The organism is Paenibacillus sp. Mc5Re-14, assembly GCF_001049835.1.
GTDB classification, from domain to species: domain Bacteria; phylum Bacillota; class Bacilli; order Paenibacillales; family Paenibacillaceae; genus Paenibacillus; species Paenibacillus polymyxa_C.
Genome location: NZ_CVPD01000001.1, coordinates 4946042 through 4968206, shown reverse-complemented (window position 1 = coordinate 4968206; position 22165 = coordinate 4946042). Strand labels below are relative to the sequence as shown.

Here is a 22165-nt window from a genome sequence, read left to right as displayed (position 1 = left end):
AAAACAAAAAGACCACGACTCTATGATGAATAGAAGCCGTGGTCTTTCACAAAATATTTAAGTTGCAGTTACTTTTTCTCTTGCAAATGCTTTGTACAATTATACAAAAGCGGTTCCCAGTCCGCATCCTCACGCTGGAGTACACTTAGTGACAAATTGCCAATACGTTCCGTGAATTTTTCCTGATACAGAGCCTTATACAAATTAGCCAAAAAACCGCCGTGGGAAACGACCAGCAGATTCTTGTCCCGATTTTCCGTCCAAAGAGCCTCCATAAAAGCTAGCGCGCGAAGCTGAAGATCTGCATCGCTCTCCTGCCCCAAATCCAGCAGATGCCAGTCAACTCCCCACTTTTCTTCGCGTTCGGCCTGCGTCATCCCCTCGACCTGACCATAAGCACGCTCTCTTAGTCGATCATCAGGTTCCAGCAACGGCAAATGCAGAGCAGAGGCAATAATATCCCCCGTTTCTTTCGCTCTGGAGAGGCTACTTGTAATAAGCCCGTCCCAATGATAAGGCTCTTCCTTCAATCGTTCTGCCAGCAAGCGTGCCTGCCGACGCCCTTCCTCATTCAACGGAATATCACTGTGGCCCTGGATTTTACCTACCGCATTCCAATCCGTCAATCCATGTCTGATCAAGCCAATAAGCATTGTGTTAGTCCCCCGCTGTTGTGTTATTCAGGCATTATAATGAATTTTATATGGAGCCCATCTGCCAACTAATTTCTAACTCTTCTCGTCCGATGGATCCAGCCCAGAGAAAATAAAGCAAGCGCAAGTGCCAATACAGACAGCAACATCCAGTATTGCGGGTAAGTAGGAACAATGCTTGCAACCAGCGGATCCATAATGCCACTGTTCACATCTTTAATGTGGTATTGATACTGTGGAGATGTACTTGTAGTTTCCAGCAGGCCTGTCGGTAAAATACCCGTGTCCATGACAGGAGCCGCTTGGGGGGGATTTTCCTGAGAGGAGCTTCCATTCCAGTTCAAAAATAAAAAGCTGCACAAGAATACGGCCAAGAAGCCGGCGATCCATACAGACATATACTTACGGGCTGCTGGGTTCACTCGCGCACGTCGATGCTCGCCCGGAACAAGCCACGGTGATTCTTCATAAATTCGATCCATGACTCTACGATTCATTGCCTCTAGCTTATCATCTGTTATTTCAAAGGAAATATCACGAATAGCTGATCGACTTTCTTTTGACAAATTCCAATCATTCTCTTCCGAACCATGCTCCCACCCGGCAGACGAGCTTTTGGCCCGTCTGCGCTCCGAGTCTTGTTTCGATACATTTTTGCCTGTAGCGAACAAATCCTCAGCGTCCCTGGATTTCATTGGCTGCTCATCCCTTCGTTTTCCTCATAGAGAGGCTCAAAAAAATAAGGCTCCAACTGCGTCTTCACACTGGTTCTTGCCCGGAAAAGCAATGACTTCACCGCACTGACCGTCTGTCCTAAAATAGTCGCAATCTCCTGATAATCTAATTGCTCATATTCACGCAAAATCAGCGCAGATCGCTGCTTCTCAGGCAATCTGTTGATTGCTTCACGAACCATCTCTACCTTCTCACCGCGAAGAACAGCCTGCTCCGGAATCACATCCGATGGAGCTACCGGTACATAACCGCTCTCTTCCAATGGAACCTGACCACTACGGTGCTTGCGAAGCTCGCTTAGCACCGTATTGCGTGCAATTGTATATAGCCAAGTGGAGAACGATGCATCTACCTCGCGAAAAGAATGCAGGCTCCGATACGCTTTATAAAACGTCTCCGAGCATAAGTCTTCAGCAATCATTTCCAGGTTCGAACTTTTCAGCATATGATAAACAAAAGCTAAAATTTTACGTTGGTGTCGCCTCATTAATTCTGAATAAACCTCGACATTACCTTGTTTGATTTCCTGAATCATCTGGGAATCTGTCATCATCCGAGTGAGACCCTCCTCGCCCATACATGTGCTGTTTTCCCGTTCGATTCTGTCTATATATACCGAACAGGTCAAAAAAAGTTGCGCCCTCTGCGCAAATGGATGAAACAGCATCATGGAACATTTGTTATTTTCTTACCCTATGTAGTGCCAACATTAACGGTGCTATCCCCAACAATATTCAATATCCAAAATGGACTTACCCATTGTACCACAAAATGGCCGCCAGTAAAAAAGTCCAAAATCCCCACGATTTCCATCAAAGGCTCCCTAACGCTGGCAGCTAATTCATTTAAACAGCTTTTCAATGGATTTTAAGTTTATTCAAGATAAATGACAAACCCAATGAAAGTGCTCCATATAAAGCACCAATAAGGATAATTACACAAAAAAGAAAACGCTTTAAAAAAATATTGACAAAATGAAAACGTATACATATAATAAAAGTACAGTATGGTTTCTCTCCACTCCTATCCTACTCAGCTACTTTACTGAAAGTAGCTACCACCCGGGGCTTTACCCGGGTGGTCTTTTTTTGTTTTCCAATACTCCTCTTTACCTTACTCACCTACCCATATGTGGGTTGATAAAATACATCAATAATTTACTAATTATTTGATTATCCTATTGAAACACATTATTATATAATAAATTTTTTCAATAGGTAGGGGGCAGGTAATGAATAATAAGTGGAACAAGGCTGTATATAAGATTTGGTCTCCAATTTATGATAAGTTTTTCAATTCAGGCAGCTTCCTCAATTCTAGGAAGATCATATTTCAAGAAAAGTCATTTAATAGCGAGCAAAAAATACTTTTTGTAGGTGTAGGAACTGGAGCAGATTTAGAATTAATAAATCACTACGGGCTGGACATTACTGCCATAGATTATTCATCTGAAATGCTTAACAAAGCAAAAGAGAAATTTATTAACACCTCCATAAAATTCTTAGAAATGGATGCTCAACAAATGAATTTTATGGATGAGCAATTTGATATAGTAGTAGGAAGTTTAATTCTCTCAGTAGTACCTAACGCAAATAAATGCTTCGATGAGATGGTGCGGGTTTTGAAAAAAGACGGGGAAATTATTATTTTCGATAAGTTTTCTCCTAAAGGAAAAAAGCCCTCATTATTCAAAAAAACGATAAGGCCCGTTATTAAGGTGTTAGGAACCGATATAGGGTTGAATTTTGAAGAACTCTTTGAAACCCAAAAAACAAAACTGCGGATCAAAGAGGATGCACCTATAATGTTCAACGGTATGTATAGAAAGATAGTAATTACAAAATAAGGCGTAGCTTCACCACCTCTTCAAGTAACAAATAAGCGAGCGAAGAGAAACTTCGCCCGCTTTAGATCTTTTCTTACTACTCACTCCCAGAAAGTGTGGTCCTTTTATGGCGGCTGTAGCGTAGAGGTTCATTTGAATCTGGAGAAGCGTAGCGTTCGCCTTTGCCTACGGATTTTCACCTTTGAACATATAATCAGAAAATCCGCAGGCAACAGCGATCGTAAGATCAAATGAATCCCGGAGCGGAGTATCTCTTTAACGAATACTCATTCCACTTCACCCTTCACACCACCACTTTATAGCCCATCGAATCCAGCAAGCTTTTGGCACGTTCCCAATCCTGCTCTTGACGAAAGGAAAGCCGCATGATGCCAGGAACATCCTCCCGGCTTTCAATGATTCGCATATTGCTCAGATTAATGCTGTGATTTCCCAGTTCCATTGCAATTCTTCCGATAATCCCTGGGGTATCCGGTACATCAATATACAGATCAAACGTAGAGACAATAACTCCTTTACGACGCTCTGGCAGTTCACTACGGAAATGCCCAGCTGTCAAAAATTCGTCAGCAATTCCCTCTCCGTCTTGTGTTCTCAGCAAGTGAGTAAAACGCTCAATCTGCCCATTCCACTCTTCCAACAGACCCAGTAAAACATCACGATTACTCAGCAAAATGTCCCGCCACACAACCGGATCACTAGAGGCTATCCGTGTAATATCACGAAATCCACCAGCAGCCAATGTACGGTACAACGGATTTTCATCATTGTGCTTTCGCACCTGATTCACCAGCGCTGCTGCAATAATATGCGGAAGATGACTAATCGCACCGACAATATCATCATGCATATCAGGTTGAACACGCACAACATGAGCACCTGTATATTTCAACAAATGCTCCAGCGAGCTGTATGCTTCCTCAGGCACACCCTCTGCAGGGGAAAGTACATAATATGCGTTTTCAAACAACAACGCAGAAGCGGCCTTGACACCGGAACGCTCCGATCCGGCCATCGGATGACCCCCGATAAAATAAGCGTTGCGCAAAGAAATTTCTGATGCTTTTTTGGCAATCGCCGATTTCGTGCTGCCTACGTCGGTAATAATACAACCCGCTTTAAGCGGTAGCTGACTTAACAACTCGAGATAATGCTCCAGTAAACCAACCGGGACACATAAAAAAATAAAATCGGCATCCTTTGCCGCCTCTTCAACCGAAAGAGTCGCAGTGTCTACGACACCACGGCTTAACATCGGTTCCATCAGTTCAGGGAGATGAGCGTGGCCGACTACCGTAATATCCGGTTTCCCTTTAAAACAAAGTGCGAGGGACCCGCCAATCAGTCCCACGCCGAAAATAGCAATCTTCATCTAATATCAAATCCCATCTGCGGAAATTATAGGCGTACTTTCGCCGCTTCCGCCCCTAGGACCTGTTCCAGCGCGCGAATAAACAACTCATTTTGCGGCTGTGATCCAACCGACACCCTAATATAAGTCGGATATTTGTGATGACCTGCGCGAATGATCACACCTTTACGAAGCAACTCCTGAAATACCTCACCGGATGGACGACGTACATCCAGCATAATAAAATTACCATGTGCCGGGAAAGACTCCAGCCCCAGACGTTTCAACTCATTTTGCAAATAAGCTCTACCCTCTGCATTACGATCTCGGCATTCCTGAACAAATTCCTGATCTTCCAAGGCAGCAATGGCCGCAGCCTGCGCTACCCGTGAGGTATTAAATGGCTCCCGAACCTGATTGATCAAGCGAATGGTTGACTCGGCCCCCATACCATATCCGATACGTAGCGAAGCCAGACCATAGATTTTGGAGAAGGTACGTAGTACAACCAAATTTTCATAAGCTGACAACAAGCGAATGCCGTCTGGATACGAACGATCTATTACAAACTCAGCGTAGGCTTCATCCAGCACCACCATGATATGCTTGGGTACTTGGTTCAGAAACGCTATCAACTCGGCTTCGGGTACAATCGTTCCTGTTGGGTTATTTGGATTACAGATCCAAATAATTTTTGTACGGTCATTGATATGAGATAGCATGGCATCCAAATCATGTACACCGTCACGCAAAGGCACCTCAACTGCAACTGCTCCCTCAATTTCCACGTTACTTTTATATACGGAAAATGTCTGATCAGCCATGATGCTTTCTTCCCCTGGAAGGAGAAATGCACGCGTAATCAACGCAATAATTTCGTCAGAGCCACAGCCATAGATAAACTGTTCTTCTTTTAAACCCGTCCGTTTAGCTAGTGCTTGTGTCAGAGCAACTGCACTTCCGTCAGGATACACACTGATGTTAGCAAACTCCTGCTGAATGGCCTGCAACACTTTAGGAGAACTGCCATACGGATTCTCGTTTGAGGCGAGCTTGATTACTTCATCGAGTCCCAGCTCACGTTTCACATCCTCAATCGGTTTACCGGGCTGATATACTGGCAAATGTACAATATGCGGTTTAGGTTGCATGCCCCTACCTCCTCTATCCAATCAGAACTATATTTAAAATTTCTATTTTGACCCTATTACTGCTTTAATTGTGCCACAAAATCACGAATTTGCAAAAGCCCTTCTTCTCTGCATGCAGAATCCTCCAGCAATGGAATGGCTTCCTCCACCTGGCGCACAATGGCACTGCCAACCACAACTCCATCGCAAATGTCTGAAAACCGGACAACCTGCTCACGATTTGAAATACCAAAGCCTATCGCCACCGGAACACTGGTATGCCGTTTGACCTGCGCGATAAAGCCCTCTATACCTTCAAAAAAAGAAGCTCTTTCTCCGGTTACACCCAGCGAAGATACACAGTATACAAATCCACGGGCCTGACGGGCAATTCGTTCGATACGCTGTTCAGACGTTGGGGCTACCAGCGGGATCAGATGCACACCCACCTCTGCTGCACGTCCTCCCAACTCTTCTGCTTCTTCAAGTGGAAGATCCGGAATAATAAGACCACTGATACCGTGCTCCTGCAAGCCAGCAAAGAAAGCATCCATTCCCATCTGCAATACAGGATTATAATATGTGAACAGAATAAAAGGCAGGTTTGAACCTGCCGCTCTAGCCAGAGACGCGGTCTCCATACAGGTGCGGATCGAAATTTGCCGTTTCAATGCACGTTCAGACGCACGCTGAATCACAGGACCGTCAGCCAACGGATCCGAATAAGGTACGCCTAGTTCCAATATATCGGCTCCGGCCGACTCTAACTGCCGAATGATCTCTATCGTAGTATCTACGTCCGGGTCGCCTACCGTCAGAAAAGGAATTAATGCCGTTTTGCCTTCATTTTTAAGGCGTTCAAACGCCTGATCAATTAAATTCATGACGGATTTCCCCCTAAATACTTGATGATGGAGTCCACATCTTTATCCCCGCGCCCAGACAAACAAATAACGATAATATCATCTGCGGTCAATGTAGGTGCCAGCTTGGCGACCTGTGCAACGGCATGCGCCGACTCTAATGCAGGAAGTATTCCTTCGGTACGGCAAAGGAGCTGAAGTGCATCTAGTGCTTCCTGATCGGTAATCGGAACATATTTGGCCCGCTCAATATCTTTTAGGTATGAATGCTCCGGTCCAACACCTGGATAATCCAGTCCAGCCGAGATGGAATGCGCAGGCTGCACTTGTCCGTACTCATCCTGAAGCAGATAACTCATAGAGCCTTGGAAGACCCCTTGTGTTCCCTTGCTCATGGTAGCTGCATGGAATTCCGTCTCGATGCCTTTTCCAGCAGCCTCCACGCCAATCAAAGCGACACCCTGATCCTCTATAAAAGGATAAAACATGCCGATAGCATTGCTTCCACCACCGATCGCTGCCACGACTACATCCGGAAGTCTACCTTCCTTCTCCAAGATCTGACGGCGTGTTTCATCGCCTATCACACGTTGGAAGTCCCGCACCATCATCGGATACGGATGTGGGCCGACAGCCGAACCCAAAATATAGAACGTATCATGGACGTGGCTCACCCAATAACGCAAAGCTTCATTCCCGGCATCCTTCAATGTACGCGTACCGGATGTCACCGGAATCACTTCTGCACCCAAAAGCTGCATCCGAAATACATTCAACTGCTGACGAACTGTATCCTCTTCCCCCATAAACACCTTGCATTCCAATCCGAGCAATGCAGCCACAGTAGCCGTCGCAACACCATGCTGTCCAGCACCTGTTTCGGCAATAACCTTCTGCTTACCCATACGCTTCGCCAGCAATCCCTGGGCCAATGCATTATTAATTTTATGGGCGCCAGTATGGTTTAAATCTTCGCGCTTCAAGTAAATTTTAGCCCCGCCCAGATGTTGACTCAGTCGCTCCGCATGATAAAGCGGCGTTTCCCGACCCGAATAGTCTTTTAGAAGTCCGTTCAACTCTGCTTTAAATTCAGGATCATCCGCATACTTTCGGTAGGATTCCTCCAATTCAATCAGTGCGTTCATCAACGTTTCCGGTACATAACGTCCGCCAAAAGTTCCAAAACGTCCGTTGTTATCAGGTAATTGTGTCATGCCTGCTTCACCCTTTCTACGAATGCTGTGATTTTTGCAATGTCCTTGACTCCGTTCGTCTCTACACCGCTGGACACATCCAGCCCTTCGGGATGATACTCGTTAATCAGCTTTTCTGCGTTATCGGCAGTCAGCCCCCCGGCTACAAACAAAGGAATTCCATGTTGATGAGTCCAAGCCTGATAGGCAGGAATCCGATCCCACGCAAACGTTTTTCCAGAACCGCCACCATACAGGGGATCGTATGTATCCAGCAGTAAAGCATCGATCGTTCCGACATAAGCCTCCAATTCGTCCGCTCGGTATTCGATCTTCCCCTTCACGGTCTGCCCTTGGCTATCCACAGACCAGGCCTTGAATACTTGTATGCCAAAACGTTCCTTAAGCTCCCGACAACGCTGCGGACTCTCCTGTCCATGCAGCTGGATGACATCCAATGGTGCTTTCTCCATCACATCGTTTAACAGTGCGTCACTAGGGTTCACAAATACGCCCACGCTACGAGGTCTGCTGCCTGGAGTCCATTCATCCAATACGCGAAGCAACTCTCCAGCATGTGCGCCGTCAATCCGGCGCTTGCTGTCAGCAAACACAAAACCTATATAATCGACCGGTAAGTTTACCATAGATTTTAGCACTTCAACGCTTTGAAGTCCACAAATTTTTACGCCCGTTTTGTTCATGCTTTAACCCCGTCCATCAATTCGGCTACAGCCTGTCCTACATCTTCCTTACGCATCAAATGCTCCCCTACCAGAATGCCGTGCGCACCTACCGAATGCAGATACTTCACATCTTCCGGTCCTGCAATGCCGCTTTCGCTGATGAATGTAACCCCTTTAGGGATCAGTGAGATCAGCTCCTCTGTCGTCTGGAGACGGGTCTCAAATGTCCGAAGATTACGATTGTTCACACCAATTAAGGTTGCTGTCCCAAGATCCAGCACTGTTTTAAGTTCCTCACTGTCATGAACCTCTACCAATGCATCCAGCCCAAGATCCTTGGCGATTTGTAAGAATGACCCTAATACATGGGGTTCCAAGATAGCCGCAATCAACAGTACCGCATCTGCTCCTAACAGACGAGCTTCATATATTTGCCGTTCATCAATGATAAAATCTTTTCGCAGCAGCGGAATTTTCACCTGATCGCGAATTTGCTGCAAATATTCAGGACTTCCCTGAAAATACGTCACATCTGTCAGTACAGAAATGCAATCGGCTCCTGCCCCCTCATATGCACGTGCGATATCCACCGGATGAAAATCAGGTCGAATCAACCCTTTTGACGGGGAAGCTTTCTTCACTTCAGCAATCAGCCCGAGCGGACGGTTGCGTCCGCTGGCGAGCGCATTTTCGAATCCTCTCGTCACAGGTAAATCCGCAATTAAGCGTTCGGCTTTATTAATTTGAAAATGCTGCTTCAGCTGCTCCACTTCTTGTCGCTTCGTCACCACGATTTTATCAAGATACATATTGATATTCCCCCGTTGCCTGTATTAATTGATCCAGCTTGGAAAGTGCCAGTCCGGAGTCAATGGCTTCTGCTGCTCGCGCTACTCCGTCTGTCAAGCTAGCTGCTGCGCCTGAGACATAAATACATGCTCCTGCGTTCGCTAGCACAACATCACGATAGGCTCCATGCTCTCCGTTCAAAATTCGTCGTATGATATCTGCGTTAACCTGTGCATCGCCGCCTAACACCTGATCTAGAGAATGTGTCTGCAAGCCCAGATCGGACGGATGAAGCTCGAACGTGTGAACCTTGCCGTCCTTGAGCTCGGATACTCGCGTCGCAGCCGAGATACTAATTTCATCTAGTCCATCCAAACTGCTGACAACCATGGCTCGTTTGGAGCCGAGCTGGTTCAATACCTCGGCAATCACTTCCGTTTTGCTGGCATCATAAATGCCCAACAGCTGTCGATCCGCACCAGCCGGATTCGTCAATGGACCGAGCATATTGAATACTGTCCGCACACCTAGCTCGCGGCGCGGCGCTGCGGCATGCTTCATAGACGGATGATACAGCTGTGCGAATAAAAAGCAAATGCCAATGCGGTCCAGACACGATCGCGCCTGATCACTTGTCAAATGAATGTTGACTCCGAGTGCCTCCAGGACATCAGCGCTTCCGGCACGGCCACTTGCAGAACGGTTGCCATGCTTTGCTACCCGCACGGAAACCGAAGCCGCGATAATAGCAGATATCGTGGAAATATTAAACTTGTGAATACCCGAACCCCCGGTGCCGCATGTATCCAGTAGACGACTGTTCCCCTCTCCAGCTTGCACTGGACTAGCGTAATTGCGCATTGCTTCGGCAAAACCGGTGATTTCATCTACCGTCTCTCCCTTGAGGCGAAGAGCCGTCAGGAGCCCGCCGATTTGCGCCTGTGTAGCACTCCCACTCATAATCTGTTCCATCACGCTACGGGCCTCCGTACGCGAAAGATGCTGTCCCTCAATGATCCGGCTTAACCCTACTTGCATCATGTCATGTCGTTCCATTGTCGTCTCCTCCTCAGAATCAGATTTTGTGTGTTACGGAGTGTACAAATAATCTTGGTTGATGACGCTGTTGTAAGGCTGTGTCGTTGCTGGGAACATCGCTTCCGCCGTGCGGATTGCTTTCAGCAGTGCCTTTGCTTTGTTCACCGTCTCCTGATACTCGCTTTCCGGTACCGAGTCCCACACAATTCCAGCCCCTGCCTGGACATAGGCCCGGTTCTTTTTAAACACAATTGTGCGAATCGTAATGCAAGCATCCATATTGCCTGAGAAGCCCAAATATCCTATTGCTCCTGCATAGGTTCCGCGTGCTTCCCGTTCTAGCTCGGCAATAATCTCCATGGCCCGTAGCTTTGGAGCTCCTGATACGGTGCCAGCAGGCAGGCAAGACAGGAAAGCATCGAAGAAATCTTTGTCCTCACGCAGCTCACCTGACACATTCGATACAATGTGCATCACGTGGGAATAGCGTTCAATCTCCATGAACGTATCACATTTCACGGTGCCAAACTGGGATACACGGCCCAGATCATTTCTTCCCAAATCGACCAGCATCAGATGCTCTGCACGTTCTTTTTCATCCTTCAACAATTCTTCAGCAAGTGCCGCATCTTCTGTTTCCGTTACACCACGCGGTCTCGTTCCTGCAATCGGACGGGTCTCTACGCGGCCGTTTTCCACCTTGACGAGTGCCTCCGGCGAAGTGCCTACGATGATCTCGTCATCCATTTTCAAATAATACATATATGGCGACGGGTTCATCGTGCGCAGCACGCGGTATACCTGTAGTGGAGAGGCCTCTGTATCAATGTGAAAACGCTGGGACAGTACAACCTGAAAAATATCACCTGAGCGGATATACTCCTTTGCCTGCTCCACGTTTGATATAAACTGTTCCTTCGTCACATTGGATTGAATCTCACCCAGTTCCACATCATCAGGAATGGAAGCTGATCCTAATCGCTCCGGTGGGGACTGCTTGCGCAGATAGTGCGCCGTGTTCTCCAACTTGCGTTCCACATCTGCATAAGCAGCACGTATGTCCTCCTCGCGGAACCCTTCACCTATATGAACATTGCCAACCAGCAAAATTTGCTGTTTCACATGATCAAAGACAATGACTTGATCACAGAACATAAAACGAATATCATCCATATTCAAATCATCTACCGAATGCTCCGGCAGCTTTTCGTAATATTGAAGAAGGTCATATCCAAAAAATCCGATAGCCCCGCCTGTAAACGGAGGCATTTCTTTCAGTTTCGGACTACGGTATTTACGAAGCAATGCTTTGAGCGCTTCAATCGGCTTGTCGCTTAATATTTGCCGTTTACCGTGTTGTTCCAAAATCAATCGACCTTTTTTACCTGAGACCATTAGAAATGGGTCTGTTCCGATGAAGGAATGTCGCGCCCACTGCTCGCCTCCCTCTACACTCTCCAGCAGAAAGGCACGGTCCCGCTCAGCATACCGACGGAATATCCGAATCGGCGTCTCCATATCAGCCAGCACTTTTTTGTACACAGGAATCAGGTTAAATTCATTCGCCATCGCTATCACTTGCTCCACATGCGGCGTTAACATGAGATCACTTCCTTTCCAAATTGGCGCAGAACCCAATGGAGAGAATAAAAAAGCCTCTACCCGTAAGGTAGAGGCTGTCAGTTATTGAAATTATAAGAATGCTCCATATGTAAAATGATTACAGCAAATAGACAAAAGCATATACTCATCCCTTTGCATAACCACGCAGGTTACCTCAAATAAGCTTCTCTTTAGAAGAAGGTCTCTTCATGGACAAAAGCTTACCCGCTACCGCCGGTCTCTGTAATCTCATATGGAATTGGCTAAGGCTACACTCTTCTCATCTCAACTCTGCTCTGGCTAACTCTACTCTACTCAACTCTGCTACACACACTATATCTCATAGAATGTTACTTTGGCAACCATCAACTTCAAAAACGGGCGATTATTTCCCTTGGGAAGCCAGATCCGGTCTTAACATCTGTGCTCCGTTCAAATATACATGTTTCATTTCACGCTGAGATTTATCGGTATTCACCTGTACCATTAAACGGATGCACTTGGGCAAGCTACCAGCCACAGGAATTTCTAATGCACACATGAGTGGAACCATATCCCATCCGTCAAGCTGACGGATGGCCATGGCTGGAAAGGCAGCATCCAAGTCATGGGTCACCGTTATCCATACATTACTAATATCGTCTGGCTGAATTTCATTGTAGGATACAATTTCCTCCAGCAGTTGGCTTGTTGCTTCCAAAATTTCGTTTGCTTCATTATTCGCCACGGTCGTCGCGCCACGAATTCCACGATTGTACATCGTTACGCCTCCTCTTTTAACTGTTCAATGACTTCCCGGATGTAAGAGACGGAAATATCCTTCACAACCTCCACACGCCCAATACTGCGTGGGACAACGAAAGTAATGCTGCCTTCCTTGAACTTTTTGTCATGCATCATCGCTTCAAGCAGTCGATCTGTATCGAGATGTGATGGAAGAGAAGTCGGTAAGCGCAGCGAAGACAGCATCTCCTTCGTTTCGTTTACCAAAGAAGGATCTGCCCCCAGCTTCACACCCAGAAGTGCGGAGCCGACCATACCAATAGAAATGGCTTCCCCGTGTAAAAACTCACCATATCCCGCAATCGCTTCAATCGCATGACCAATCGTATGACCTAAGTTTAGAATAGCGCGCAAATCGTTTTCTCGTTCATCGCGCGACACGACTTCGGCTTTAATGGAACATCCCTTTTCCAGTCCATACTCCAGTGTCGCCGCATCCAGTGCGAGCAAATCCGTCGCTTGCTCACGGCACCACTGAGCGAAATCGGCATCCCAGATCAAGCCATGCTTGATCATTTCAGCTAGTCCCGCAGATACCTCGCGAGGAGGTAATGTTGACAACGTATCTACGTCATACAGTACGAGTTCCGGTTGGTGGAAGGCTCCTATCATATTTTTTGCCAAAGGATGATTGATGCCGACCTTACCGCCCACGCTGCTGTCATGGGCAAGGATTGTAGTTGGAACCTGTACGAACTTAATGCCTCTCATAAAAGATGCCGCCACAAATCCAGCCAAATCACCCACCACACCACCACCAAGAGCGATAACGGCTGAATTCCGATCCAGGCCGCCCTCAATGGCTGCTGTTATAACCTGCTCAAATACAGCAAGCGACTTGGATGTTTCACCTGGTTTAACGACAAATGATACCGTTTTGTATCCCGACTCCTGAAGATTGCTCTCCAATGCTGCCAGGTAAAATCCCGCTACATTTTCGTCTGAAACAACCAATAATGGGCTTTTTTGTGCAATTCCTCGTTCCTTCAACGACTCTCCGGCCTGATGCAACAATCCACGTCCGATATGAATAGGATAAGAACGTTCGCCAAGCTGTACCGTCAGCGTACTCATCTTAGTACTGCTCCAATTGTTGTTCATAGGATGCAATATTCGCGCGGATTTCTTCAATTGAATCCCCGCCGAATTTCTCTAGTAAAGCTTTGGCTATCTCCCAAGCTACTACATGCTCCATGACTACGCTTGCCGCTGGTACCGCACATGCATCCGAACGCTCAACCTGTGCAGTGAACGCTTCCTTCGTATCAATGTCGACGCTTTGCAGCGGCTTATAGAGTGTAGGGATTGGCTTCATTACGCCACGAACCACCACGGGCATTCCGTTGGTCATGCCACCCTCAAAACCACCCAAACGATTCGTACGACGGTGATACCCACGTTCCTCATCATACAGAATCTCATCATGCACCTGTGAACCGCGTAATTCTCCTGCTTCAAACCCGATGCCGATTTCCACACCTTTAAATGCATTGATCGACATGACTCCTTGTGCGATACGCGCATCCAGCTTCCGATCATACTGTACATGACTGCCTAGACCAATCGGAACACCTTCCACGATACATTCCACTACCCCACCGACGGAGTCACCTTCTTGCTTGATCAGGTCAATATATGCTTCCATTTTCTTCTCCGTTTCCGGATCGGTTACTCTCACCGAAGAAGCTTCTGTTACAGTAATCAGTTCATCAATCGGCAAATCGCGATAAGGAGCTTCGATTTCACCAATACGGATAACCTGACCTGCCACCTTGATTCCGAACTCAGCCAACAATTGACGAGCCAAACCGCCACATGCCACACGAATTGCTGTTTCACGTGCACTGGAGCGTTCCAACACGTTACGAAGATCCTTCAGGTTGTATTTCATTCCGCCATTCAAATCCGCATGGCCCGGACGTGGCCGATGAACCCGACGCTTCTCTTCATCACTACCTTCAATAGGCTCAATATTCATAATATTCTGCCAGTGCTTCCAATCGTTATTTTCCACAACTAGCGCAATTGGTGCACCTGTGGTATATCCGTGACGTACGCCACCGGCAATCTTCGCCGTATCTTTTTCAATCTGCATACGCCGCCCCCGTCCATATCCTTTCTGACGACGGTGCAACTGAAAATTCAATTCCTCAAAATCCAATTTTAAATTACTCGGCATACCCTCTACAATGGCAGTTAGCTGGGGACCATGCGTTTCCCCCGCGGTTAAATAACGTAAACTCATGACGCGTTCCCCCTTTAAACTGTTAAACTGTGCATCGCTAAAATCTTTAACTGTGCTTCATTATAGTATACGCACCTTTCTTTGACAAGAAAAGCCACGTGTGAGGCAGATAAACAAAAAAACACGTCCCTCAGCTAGAAGAGCTAAAGGACGTGCACTGTTGATAAGCCAGCCATCCATTACTTAAGGATACAAATAAGTTCCTACGAAACGATGGATGATATGTACAGGCTTATGCTTTTTTGCGATAAAAAAAGGTTTCAGTCGATTCCAGCCCGTATTGGTTAGGAGAAAAGATTTGCTCGGTACTGCCGACAAATAGAACACCGCCGGGACGAAGGCTGGCAGCAAACTTTTGATATAACGCATGTTTGGCCTCTTCTGTAAAATAAATCATAACATTTCGACAGATAATGAGATCATACCCATCCTCAAATCGATCCAGCAGCAAGTTTTGCTTTTGAAATTTCACAGCCTGTTTTAAACGGTCATCAATCCGATACATGGCACCATCTGGTTTAAAATATTTACTAGCTACCTGCTCAGGCACATCCTTGAGCGAACGCTCCAAATATTTACCTTCCTTGGCTTTAGCCAATGCGCCATCATCAATATCGGAAGCTGTAATGGAGCAATTCCCCAAAATTCCTTTACCGTCGAGAACCATTGCTAGGCTATAGGGCTCTTCACCAGTCGAGCAGGCCGCACTCCACAGCTTAAGCTTCTGCTTTCCCACAAGCAACTGTGGCAAAATGATATCCCGTAGCACTTCCCAACGATTGGGATTTCGCCAAAACTCGGAAACATTGATCGTCATACGATCCAGAAATTCATAGAATAGAGGTTTTTCCTTCATCATGGCATCATAAAAAGAAACAAAACTGGGAAACCCGTTTTTGTTGCGAAGCGTCGTTAACCGCCTTTTCATCTGTGCTTCTTTGTATTGTGCAAGATCAATACCTGTGCTGTCCTTGATTTTGCGGATAAACGCTGTGTAATCGGGGTCCGTCTGACCCAGTTCCAGATCTGTCATGCTACCATCCTTCTTCATACGTAATTAAACTTACACCCAGGTCGCTACCGTTTTTTCATACCGAACTAATTCTTCCGGTGTGAAAAAATTTGCAATCTCGCGCTCTGCGCTCTCCGGTGAATCTGAACCATGAATGAGGTTAAACGGTGTATGTGCAGCAAAGTCTCCACGAATGGTGCCCGGAAGAGCTTCGGTTACTTGTGTTTTACCAATCAGCAAGCGGGAAAGCGTAACAATGTTATCCCCTTCCCAAACCATGGCAAATACAGGACCTGATGTGATAAAGCCTACAAGCTCTTCAAAAAAAGGCTTGCCCACATGCTCCGCATAATGCCGTTCTGCTTGTTCTCTAGATACCTGCACAAGCTTGCCAGCCGCCATTTTGAAGCCCTTGTCTTCCAAACGACTGACAATACGTCCCATCAGTCCGCGTTGTACACCATCCGGTTTAACCATCAAAAACGTACGATCCATCGGCTCACTCCCAATCCTATCTAATGTATTTATACAGTACTAATCTGTATTGTAACAGAAAGATTGGAAACGGTTAAAGTATTTTGTCACAGCAAACCTAAAATACAACTTTAGTAGGAGCGGCGTGTTACAAAATGAGCAATATCGCGCAGCGTCTTTTTTGTTTTGACATCTGGTAGTAAGTCCAGCGCGTTCAGCGCTTTATTAATATATCGGTCGGCGAGAATTTCAGCTTTAGTGATTCCTTCACTTTTTTTGATCATATCCACCGCTTTACGGGCGTCTCCCTGCCCGTCCCCATCCTGAATCCGCCGGATTTCAGCCAGCAGATCGTCCCGCAGTTCGGGTTGTTCAAGCGCATAAATGACCGGAAGCGTAATATTGCCCTGTCTCATATCGCTGCCTGGCGGCTTGCCGATCTTTTTTTCTGTTCCACACAGATCAAGCAAATCATCCTGAATTTGAAAAGCCATACCTACGTTATAGCCATAGGTGTACAACAGAGAGTTGACTCTTTCCCCTGCTCCAGCAGCCATAGCTCCCAACTGGCAACTGACCGCAATCAACAAAGCCGTTTTGCGCCGTATGCGAAGCAAATAATTGCGCACACTCTGATCCACATTAAAAAAATCACGTATTTGTTCCATTTCACCAATCGACATCTGTACCAACGCCTTAGACAGCACCCGGTGAATATCGGGATTCGGCAGTCCAGCAGCAATAGATAGTGCGCGTGCATATATGTAGTCTCCGGTGTACATAGCCACCCGATTGTCCCATTTGGACTTCACGGTGGGTTGGCCGCGTCTCATTTCCGCATCGTCAATCACGTCGTCGTGAACGAGAGAGGCAGAATGAATCAGTTCCAGAGGTACCGCTATGCGCTTGAGCTTGTCCAGATCATATTCTCCAAACTTGCCTCCCAGCAATACAAACACGGGACGCAATCGCTTGCCCCCTGCTTTAAGCAGATGAAGCGACGTATCATTAATCAACGGCTCCCTACTGTCAATGCTGCGGTACAGCTCTTCTTCTATGAAGTTCATATCCTTTTTTAATAAACCGAACAAATCCAATCGTTTCATTCTTTCACCCGTGTCAGCGTATTGTCACTCCAGAGAAGCGGCTTCACTCGTCGGTCAAGCAGCCCCAGTTCATATGCATACTGAAAATAAAGCTCTAAACCTTGTTGTTGCTTCTCTCCAAAATCATAACACAGATTCGTAAAGTAGCGCTCCCAATAATCTTCCGAACCTCCAATTTCCTTGCAAGCCTCAGAAATAACAGGTGCCAGATCAGACAGACTACGCTGCTTGCTTACGCGGAACGCATTCGCAATTTCAGCCACCACAGCGGGATTCTGAGCAGCAACAGCACGTCGAACTGCCCATACAGCAAATGTCATGCTGTAGCCCGTCCAGCGTTTCCACTCTTCCCCAAGGTCGGTTACATACAGGCCTTCACTTCGCCAGGACGCCTTGATCGCGTGATCTCCAATCAGCAGCCCTGCATCTGCCTGTTCCAGCATCAAATCAAGATCTGGTTCACAGTCAAAGTAAGTAGGCTGGCCTTCCCATGCCTTTTGCATCAAAATTTTCAACAAGTTCACCGATGTTGCTGAAGTATTCGTCAGTGCAATGGTGCCATTAATGATTTCATTTAGCGGCTTGCGTGAAAATAGTAAAATGGATTGGACTGGACCGTCTGCACTGACGGATAAATCCGGCAACAACAGCATTTCCTCAGCACCTGATGCATACGCAAAGGAGGACATCGCACTCATATCCAAACTCCCATTCAGCATGCCTCGATTCAATTCAGCCGGAACTTTGGAAACCATCTCCGCCGAATGGAGAAGCTCTGAAGGATTAAAGTAATGAAAAATAGGCCAAGCGTTTGTATATTTAATTTTTCCGATTGTGATTGTCTTGGTGTCCGGTATCGGCATCGGAATCCCCCCATCTCGTAAACAGTTGATGTTCTATACGCAAGCTGTCTAATACTTTGCCTACGAGGAACAATACAATATCATCCAGCGTCTTTGGATGAAAATAAAAAGCTGGCATGGCCGGAATCATTTTGACGCCGAGTCTCGCAAGCTTAAGCATATTTTCCAGATGAATAGCATGCAATGGTGTCTCACGAGGCACAAGGATCAGCGGACGACCCTCCTTCATCATCACATCTGCTGCACGTGCCATGAGATTATCAGACGAACCGTGCGCTACCGCTGACAACGTCCCCATCGAGCATGGCATGATAATCATGGCATCGACCAAATAAGAGCCGCTTGCAATAGAAGCTCCAATATCTGTAAAGGGATGGTATACAAGAGAACCGGGACGGTCTCCGAATTGTTCATTCAAAGCTCCTTCCCGGTCAGTCACATTCCAGCCCAGCTCCTCTTTCAATACCCGCCAGCCAGCATTAGAAACAATCAGGTGAACTGTATACTGCAAGTCCAGCAGTGTCTCTACCAGTCGTACACCATAAATGCTTCCGCTCGCACCTGTAATGCCAATAACGATTCGTTTGCCTTGATGGTTGCTCACCTGATTATTCATTAGTATTGACGCACCACCAAATCAATCAGTGTAAAAGCAAATACGACAATGCTAAGTACACCGTTCATCGTAAAGAATGCCGTCTGCAAACGGCTCAAATCTTTTGGAGAAACGATATAGTGCTCATAAAATAAAATAATGTATGAAATAATCATGCCCGCCAGATACCACCAGCTCAAATCTGCAATAAAGAACAGCACAATAAATCCGATCGCCGTAATGACATGGAACACCCGGGCGATGTTCAGAGCACCTGCTACACCAAAACGGGCAGGAATAGAATAAACCCCTTCACTCTGGTCAAAATCAATATCCTGACAAGCATAAATAACATCAAATCCAGCGGTCCAAAATGCAATCGTGAGATAAAGTACGATAGCTGTCAAATCCATTTGTCCCGTTACTGCAACCCATGCGCCTAGTGGTGCCAAACCAATGGTCAAACCGAGTACAATATGGCACAGCCAAGTAAAACGCTTGGTGTAAGAGTAAAAAACAAGCATAAAAAAGGCCAGCGGGAACAGCTTAAACGCCAGCGGACTTAACTTGAATGAGGCCCAGAATAACAACAACAAGCTAACGATGATGAAAATTATCACTTCGCTCGATTTGAGCAGCCCTGCCGGGATGGCGCGTCCTGCTGTACGCGGATTTTTCCCGTCAATTACACGGTCAATCATACGATTGAAGCCGAAGGCTGCACTACGAGCGCCAACCATAGCCAACAAAATCCAACCGATCTGCGGCCATGAGGGAAGGTTGTCCGTCACGACAACTGACCCTAATACAGCCCCCATAAATGCAAATGGGAGCGCAAATAAGGTATGTTCAATTTTAATCATTTCCAAAAAAATAGCAATTTTCTTAAACATGCAGACTCTCCTTGATTCCAATATGCAATGCCGCAATGCCTCCGGTGAGAGAATGAGCCTGAACATCCTTTAATCCGACTTCACGAAAGATGTCAGCCAGTTCATCCCTTCCTGGAAAAAGCGCCAACGAATCAGGGAGCCATTTGTACTGCTCATAACGTTTGGCGAACAATTTGCCGAGCATGGGCAAGATGTGTTGAAAATATGCGTAGTAAATTCCCTTGAACGGCTGCCAAGTAGGTTTGGACAACTCCAGACATACGACCTGCCCACCAGGCTTGACGACTCGTTGCATTTCCTGCAACACGCGGCGCAGATCAGGCACGTTGCGAAGACCGAAACCAATCGTCGCATAATCAAATGAATTGTCTTCAAAAGGTAGATCCATCGCGTTGCCCTGAACAAGCTTGATTTGCTTTTCACGGGATTCTGATGTAATCTTTCGCTCGCCAACATTTAGCATGTTCTGGCTAAAATCCAGTCCTACGATGTGACCACTTTCACTTGCACGCGCCATCGCAAGCGTCCAGTCACATGTCCCACAACAAAGATCGATTGCCGTATCGCCGCGATGCATGTCCATCTTTTTCATTGTAAATTTCCGCCAAGCCTTATGTCTGCGAAAGCTCAGTATATCGTTCATCAAATCGTATTTACCGGCTATACTTTCAAACACGCCATGAACGAATTGCTCTTTCGGCTTGGTGTCGCTTGATCCCATGACGTTCACCTAACCTTCCCTCACAACCGGGTGCGAACTATGTAGCAGCTTCAGGAAAGGCTCAAGCATGCATTCAAATTCCTCAATCCCCGTGTTTTGTTCATCTGACAGGGTCTGCCGGATGTGTGTAACAGCCGTGCGAAGCTTGTCCAGTATCGCATCCTCGGCTTTGTATTTCAACACAAGCTTACGCCAAACTTCTGTTTCAGTACCACCCTCTGAAAGCAGCGCCTGCTCATGCTGGTCTCCGTTACCGTAAATATGCCAGAACATATATCCGAAACGGGACTTGTCTGGTTCTGCCCGCTTCTCCCATTCCTCCACCAGCGTATCACAGAGAGCGAATTCGTTAAGAAGCTGCTTCCAGACTTCCTGATCCTGTTCTGCAATAAGTGAAGTCAATGATAAAAAAAGCTCCTGTTTGAAGCAAACCATCTGAGATAAATACTGAGCAGCATCCAAACGAAAATGCTTCATCTCCCAGTACAAGCTCATTTTCCCTGCGTTCACTTCACATACAGCATCACTCAGCTTCGAAATGGCCTCGATTCGGCCTGCCAGTGCAAGTAGCTGATAAAAACGGCTGCTGAAGTAGTCACCGGCTAACACCTTCAGCTGTCTGGAACGCATCTCTTCCGGGCTTCGTATACCGGATAAAGTATCAATCATATCATGCGTATCCAGTCCCATCTGCACAAGTGATGTAACCAAAGCGTACAGTTCATCCTCACTGGCATGCAGCCCTTGCGCATTCCGGTTCAAAAACTCAAACAGCAAACGGGTACGGCTGTCAGGAAAAGCCGGCATTTCCGTATGTTGTTGAATCATGTCGTATTCCACATATTTCCTTGCTAATTGAGGTACGCGATACGGTTTCATCCTAAGCCTCCGAGCCATGACTTTCTGGTATACTCAAATAATTGCAATGCCTTATATTATATCACAATTTAAAATGATTCGCGACTAAAGTACTGTAGGTCCAGCGGTAGAAACATCTAGTTTGTATATACACCGCTAAACCTGTTTTGCCACATGGGCGTTACTGTAATGCGGAAACGATATTTCAAATCTTCTGGCAGTTCAGCGCCTTCCCGATTTCTAAGTTGTTCCAGTGCCTCGTTCGTCCACTCGTTCCGGCGTATATCGGATGCTAGCAGCAAATGGCGTTCTCCTGACCATTCGTCCTCTGTCACCACCCGCAACAGCAATTGCCGTACATTCGTCGTTCCGTAGAAGCTAAAGGCGGCAAGCTCCGCCATGTTTTGATAAATCTCCAGTGGCGTAGTTTCTTCCTTGGACAGCTTAACATCCAGGGTCAGGACTGAATGTTCCCAGCTTACACTTGCAATCGGTGTGGTTAATGGAAGCTCATTCAGTGTATCTACCAGATTGTCATCCGTCAGCAGTACTCGTTGCTGGGGCGAAATTGTCGCCTGTGTTTCACGAACTGCTGCGGTACCCGAGTCCAGCATCTGTAAGGACGGCAGCAATATTGCTGCTGCGGTGGTTATGAGAATGGAACCACCGAGTACAGTCCAAGGTTTCATCAGAGCCTCCCCTGACCCCTACCCCATAATGTGGGTTTGC

24 protein-coding genes are annotated in these 22165 nt (G+C 46.7%); 1 reads left to right on the top strand and 23 read right to left on the bottom strand.

The window, feature by feature from the left end; translation table 11 throughout:
* Positions 1-68: 68 nt before the first annotated feature.
* The 3 genes from BN1546_RS22615 to BN1546_RS22605 all read right to left on the bottom strand — a co-directional run bounded on the left by BN1546_RS22615 (position 69) and on the right by BN1546_RS22605 (position 1941).
* On the bottom strand, positions 69-653 hold the full coding sequence (locus tag BN1546_RS22615; protein ID WP_013371658.1) for a histidine phosphatase family protein: 585 nt from the start codon (positions 651-653) through the stop codon (positions 69-71).
* A gap of 68 nt (positions 654-721) precedes the next feature.
* A complete protein-coding gene (locus BN1546_RS22610) occupies positions 722-1348 on the bottom strand; it encodes a hypothetical protein (protein ID WP_013371659.1) in 627 nt (208 codons plus the stop codon).
* Positions 1345-1941: an RNA polymerase sigma factor gene (locus BN1546_RS22605; RefSeq protein WP_013310707.1), complete on the bottom strand. Its 597-nt coding sequence runs from the start codon at positions 1939-1941 to the stop codon at positions 1345-1347. Before BN1546_RS22605 ends, BN1546_RS22610 begins: the two co-directional genes overlap by 4 nt.
* A gap of 678 nt (positions 1942-2619) precedes the next feature.
* Here BN1546_RS22605 and BN1546_RS22600 point away from each other — a divergent pair.
* A complete protein-coding gene (locus BN1546_RS22600) occupies positions 2620-3234 on the top strand; it encodes a class I SAM-dependent methyltransferase (protein ID WP_090738869.1) in 615 nt (204 codons plus the stop codon).
* 283 nt (positions 3235-3517) lie between these two features.
* On the opposite strand, the gene BN1546_RS22595 is transcribed toward BN1546_RS22600, so the two are convergent.
* The 20 genes from BN1546_RS22595 to BN1546_RS22500 form a co-directional block, all read right to left on the bottom strand.
* Positions 3518-4606 (bottom strand): prephenate dehydrogenase, encoded by a 1089-nt coding sequence (locus BN1546_RS22595; RefSeq protein ID WP_058711581.1) that lies wholly within the window; start codon positions 4604-4606, stop codon positions 3518-3520.
* Positions 4607-4632: 26 nt separating this feature from the next.
* The gene (hisC, locus tag BN1546_RS22590) at positions 4633-5736 is read right to left on the bottom strand and encodes a histidinol-phosphate transaminase (RefSeq protein ID WP_016822198.1); all 1104 of its coding nucleotides are present in this window, start codon (positions 5734-5736) and stop codon (positions 4633-4635) included.
* A gap of 56 nt (positions 5737-5792) precedes the next feature.
* Complete coding sequence (gene trpA / locus BN1546_RS22585; protein ID WP_090738868.1) at positions 5793-6599, bottom strand: tryptophan synthase subunit alpha; 807 nt, start codon at positions 6597-6599, stop codon at positions 5793-5795.
* Positions 6596-7792, bottom strand: a complete 1197-nt coding sequence (gene trpB, locus BN1546_RS22580; RefSeq protein WP_064962985.1) for a tryptophan synthase subunit beta — start codon at positions 7790-7792, stop codon at positions 6596-6598. Before trpB ends, trpA begins: the two co-directional genes overlap by 4 nt.
* Positions 7789-8475, bottom strand: a complete 687-nt coding sequence (locus tag BN1546_RS22575; protein ID WP_090738867.1) for a phosphoribosylanthranilate isomerase — start codon at positions 8473-8475, stop codon at positions 7789-7791. Before BN1546_RS22575 ends, trpB begins: the two co-directional genes overlap by 4 nt.
* A complete protein-coding gene (trpC, locus tag BN1546_RS22570; RefSeq protein WP_040103483.1) occupies positions 8472-9266 on the bottom strand; it encodes an indole-3-glycerol phosphate synthase TrpC in 795 nt (264 codons plus the stop codon). Before trpC ends, BN1546_RS22575 begins: the two co-directional genes overlap by 4 nt.
* Entirely contained in the window at positions 9256-10302 is a 1047-nt protein-coding gene (gene trpD / locus BN1546_RS22565) for an anthranilate phosphoribosyltransferase (protein WP_090738866.1), read from the bottom strand. Before trpD ends, trpC begins: the two co-directional genes overlap by 11 nt.
* A 33-nt stretch (positions 10303-10335) precedes the next feature.
* Positions 10336-11886 (bottom strand): anthranilate synthase component I, encoded by a 1551-nt coding sequence (trpE, locus tag BN1546_RS22560; protein ID WP_090738865.1) that lies wholly within the window; start codon positions 11884-11886, stop codon positions 10336-10338.
* Between the two features lie 385 nt (positions 11887-12271).
* Positions 12272-12646, bottom strand: a complete 375-nt coding sequence (gene aroH, locus BN1546_RS22555) for a chorismate mutase (RefSeq protein ID WP_013371670.1) — start codon at positions 12644-12646, stop codon at positions 12272-12274.
* A gap of 2 nt (positions 12647-12648) precedes the next feature.
* Entirely contained in the window at positions 12649-13743 is a 1095-nt protein-coding gene (aroB, locus tag BN1546_RS22550; protein ID WP_090738864.1) for a 3-dehydroquinate synthase, read from the bottom strand.
* Between the two features lies 1 nt (position 13744).
* Positions 13745-14914, bottom strand: a complete 1170-nt coding sequence (aroC, locus tag BN1546_RS22545; RefSeq protein WP_090738863.1) for a chorismate synthase — start codon at positions 14912-14914, stop codon at positions 13745-13747.
* 232 nt (positions 14915-15146) lie between these two features.
* A complete protein-coding gene (locus BN1546_RS22540; RefSeq protein ID WP_013371673.1) occupies positions 15147-15947 on the bottom strand; it encodes a CheR family methyltransferase in 801 nt (266 codons plus the stop codon).
* 30 nt (positions 15948-15977) lie between these two features.
* The gene (ndk, locus tag BN1546_RS22535) at positions 15978-16421 is read right to left on the bottom strand and encodes a nucleoside-diphosphate kinase (protein WP_025675656.1); all 444 of its coding nucleotides are present in this window, start codon (positions 16419-16421) and stop codon (positions 15978-15980) included.
* 110 nt (positions 16422-16531) lie between these two features.
* Positions 16532-17506, bottom strand: a complete 975-nt coding sequence (locus tag BN1546_RS22530) for a polyprenyl synthetase family protein (protein WP_090738862.1) — start codon at positions 17504-17506, stop codon at positions 16532-16534.
* Complete coding sequence (locus BN1546_RS22525; RefSeq protein ID WP_090738861.1) at positions 17503-18369, bottom strand: menaquinone biosynthetic enzyme MqnA/MqnD family protein; 867 nt, start codon at positions 18367-18369, stop codon at positions 17503-17505. The genes BN1546_RS22530 and BN1546_RS22525 overlap by 4 nt, the downstream gene beginning before the upstream one ends.
* On the bottom strand, positions 18326-18985 hold the full coding sequence (locus BN1546_RS22520; RefSeq protein WP_013371677.1) for a UbiX family flavin prenyltransferase: 660 nt from the start codon (positions 18983-18985) through the stop codon (positions 18326-18328). The genes BN1546_RS22525 and BN1546_RS22520 overlap by 44 nt, the downstream gene beginning before the upstream one ends.
* On the bottom strand, positions 18985-19857 hold the full coding sequence (locus BN1546_RS22515) for a UbiA-like polyprenyltransferase (RefSeq protein WP_090738860.1): 873 nt from the start codon (positions 19855-19857) through the stop codon (positions 18985-18987). Before BN1546_RS22515 ends, BN1546_RS22520 begins: the two co-directional genes overlap by 1 nt.
* Positions 19850-20578 carry a demethylmenaquinone methyltransferase gene (locus BN1546_RS22510; protein WP_013371679.1) on the bottom strand — a complete coding sequence of 243 codons (729 nt, stop codon included), beginning with the start codon at positions 20576-20578 and terminating at the stop codon, positions 19850-19852. Before BN1546_RS22510 ends, BN1546_RS22515 begins: the two co-directional genes overlap by 8 nt.
* A 9-nt stretch (positions 20579-20587) precedes the next feature.
* Positions 20588-21457, bottom strand: coding sequence for a heptaprenyl diphosphate synthase component 1 (locus BN1546_RS22505; protein ID WP_013371680.1), 870 nt, complete (start codon positions 21455-21457; stop codon positions 20588-20590).
* Positions 21458-21573: 116 nt separating this feature from the next.
* Entirely contained in the window at positions 21574-22125 is a 552-nt protein-coding gene (locus BN1546_RS22500; protein WP_090738859.1) for a hypothetical protein, read from the bottom strand.
* Positions 22126-22165: the final 40 nt, after the last annotated feature.

Coding starts and splice junctions, on each gene's coding strand:
- BN1546_RS22615 (WP_013371658.1), bottom strand. CDS start 653: ATGCTTATTGGCTTGATCAGACATGGATTGACGGATTGGAATGCGGTA.
- BN1546_RS22610 (WP_013371659.1), bottom strand. CDS start 1,348: ATGAAATCCAGGGACGCTGAGGATTTGTTCGCTACAGGCAAAAATGTA.
- BN1546_RS22605 (WP_013310707.1), bottom strand. CDS start 1,941: ATGATGACAGATTCCCAGATGATTCAGGAAATCAAACAAGGTAATGTC.
- BN1546_RS22600 (WP_090738869.1), top strand. CDS start 2,620: ATGAATAATAAGTGGAACAAGGCTGTATATAAGATTTGGTCTCCAATT.
- BN1546_RS22595 (WP_058711581.1), bottom strand. CDS start 4,606: ATGAAGATTGCTATTTTCGGCGTGGGACTGATTGGCGGGTCCCTCGCA.
- hisC (WP_016822198.1), bottom strand. CDS start 5,736: ATGCAACCTAAACCGCATATTGTACATTTGCCAGTATATCAGCCCGGT.
- trpA (WP_090738868.1), bottom strand. CDS start 6,599: ATGAATTTAATTGATCAGGCGTTTGAACGCCTTAAAAATGAAGGCAAA.
- trpB (WP_064962985.1), bottom strand. CDS start 7,792: ATGACACAATTACCTGATAACAACGGACGTTTTGGAACTTTTGGCGGA.
- BN1546_RS22575 (WP_090738867.1), bottom strand. CDS start 8,475: ATGAACAAAACGGGCGTAAAAATTTGTGGACTTCAAAGCGTTGAAGTG.
- trpC (WP_040103483.1), bottom strand. CDS start 9,266: ATGTATCTTGATAAAATCGTGGTGACGAAGCGACAAGAAGTGGAGCAG.
- trpD (WP_090738866.1), bottom strand. CDS start 10,302: ATGGAACGACATGACATGATGCAAGTAGGGTTAAGCCGGATCATTGAG.
- trpE (WP_090738865.1), bottom strand. CDS start 11,886: ATGTTAACGCCGCATGTGGAGCAAGTGATAGCGATGGCGAATGAATTT.
- aroH (WP_013371670.1), bottom strand. CDS start 12,646: ATGTACAATCGTGGAATTCGTGGCGCGACGACCGTGGCGAATAATGAA.
- aroB (WP_090738864.1), bottom strand. CDS start 13,743: ATGAGTACGCTGACGGTACAGCTTGGCGAACGTTCTTATCCTATTCAT.
- aroC (WP_090738863.1), bottom strand. CDS start 14,914: ATGAGTTTACGTTATTTAACCGCGGGGGAAACGCATGGTCCCCAGCTA.
- BN1546_RS22540 (WP_013371673.1), bottom strand. CDS start 15,947: ATGACAGATCTGGAACTGGGTCAGACGGACCCCGATTACACAGCGTTT.
- ndk (WP_025675656.1), bottom strand. CDS start 16,421: ATGGATCGTACGTTTTTGATGGTTAAACCGGATGGTGTACAACGCGGA.
- BN1546_RS22530 (WP_090738862.1), bottom strand. CDS start 17,506: ATGAAACGATTGGATTTGTTCGGTTTATTAAAAAAGGATATGAACTTC.
- BN1546_RS22525 (WP_090738861.1), bottom strand. CDS start 18,369: ATGCCGATACCGGACACCAAGACAATCACAATCGGAAAAATTAAATAT.
- BN1546_RS22520 (WP_013371677.1), bottom strand. CDS start 18,985: ATGAATAATCAGGTGAGCAACCATCAAGGCAAACGAATCGTTATTGGC.
- BN1546_RS22515 (WP_090738860.1), bottom strand. CDS start 19,857: ATGTTTAAGAAAATTGCTATTTTTTTGGAAATGATTAAAATTGAACAT.
- BN1546_RS22510 (WP_013371679.1), bottom strand. CDS start 20,578: ATGGGATCAAGCGACACCAAGCCGAAAGAGCAATTCGTTCATGGCGTG.
- BN1546_RS22505 (WP_013371680.1), bottom strand. CDS start 21,457: ATGAAACCGTATCGCGTACCTCAATTAGCAAGGAAATATGTGGAATAC.
- BN1546_RS22500 (WP_090738859.1), bottom strand. CDS start 22,125: ATGAAACCTTGGACTGTACTCGGTGGTTCCATTCTCATAACCACCGCA.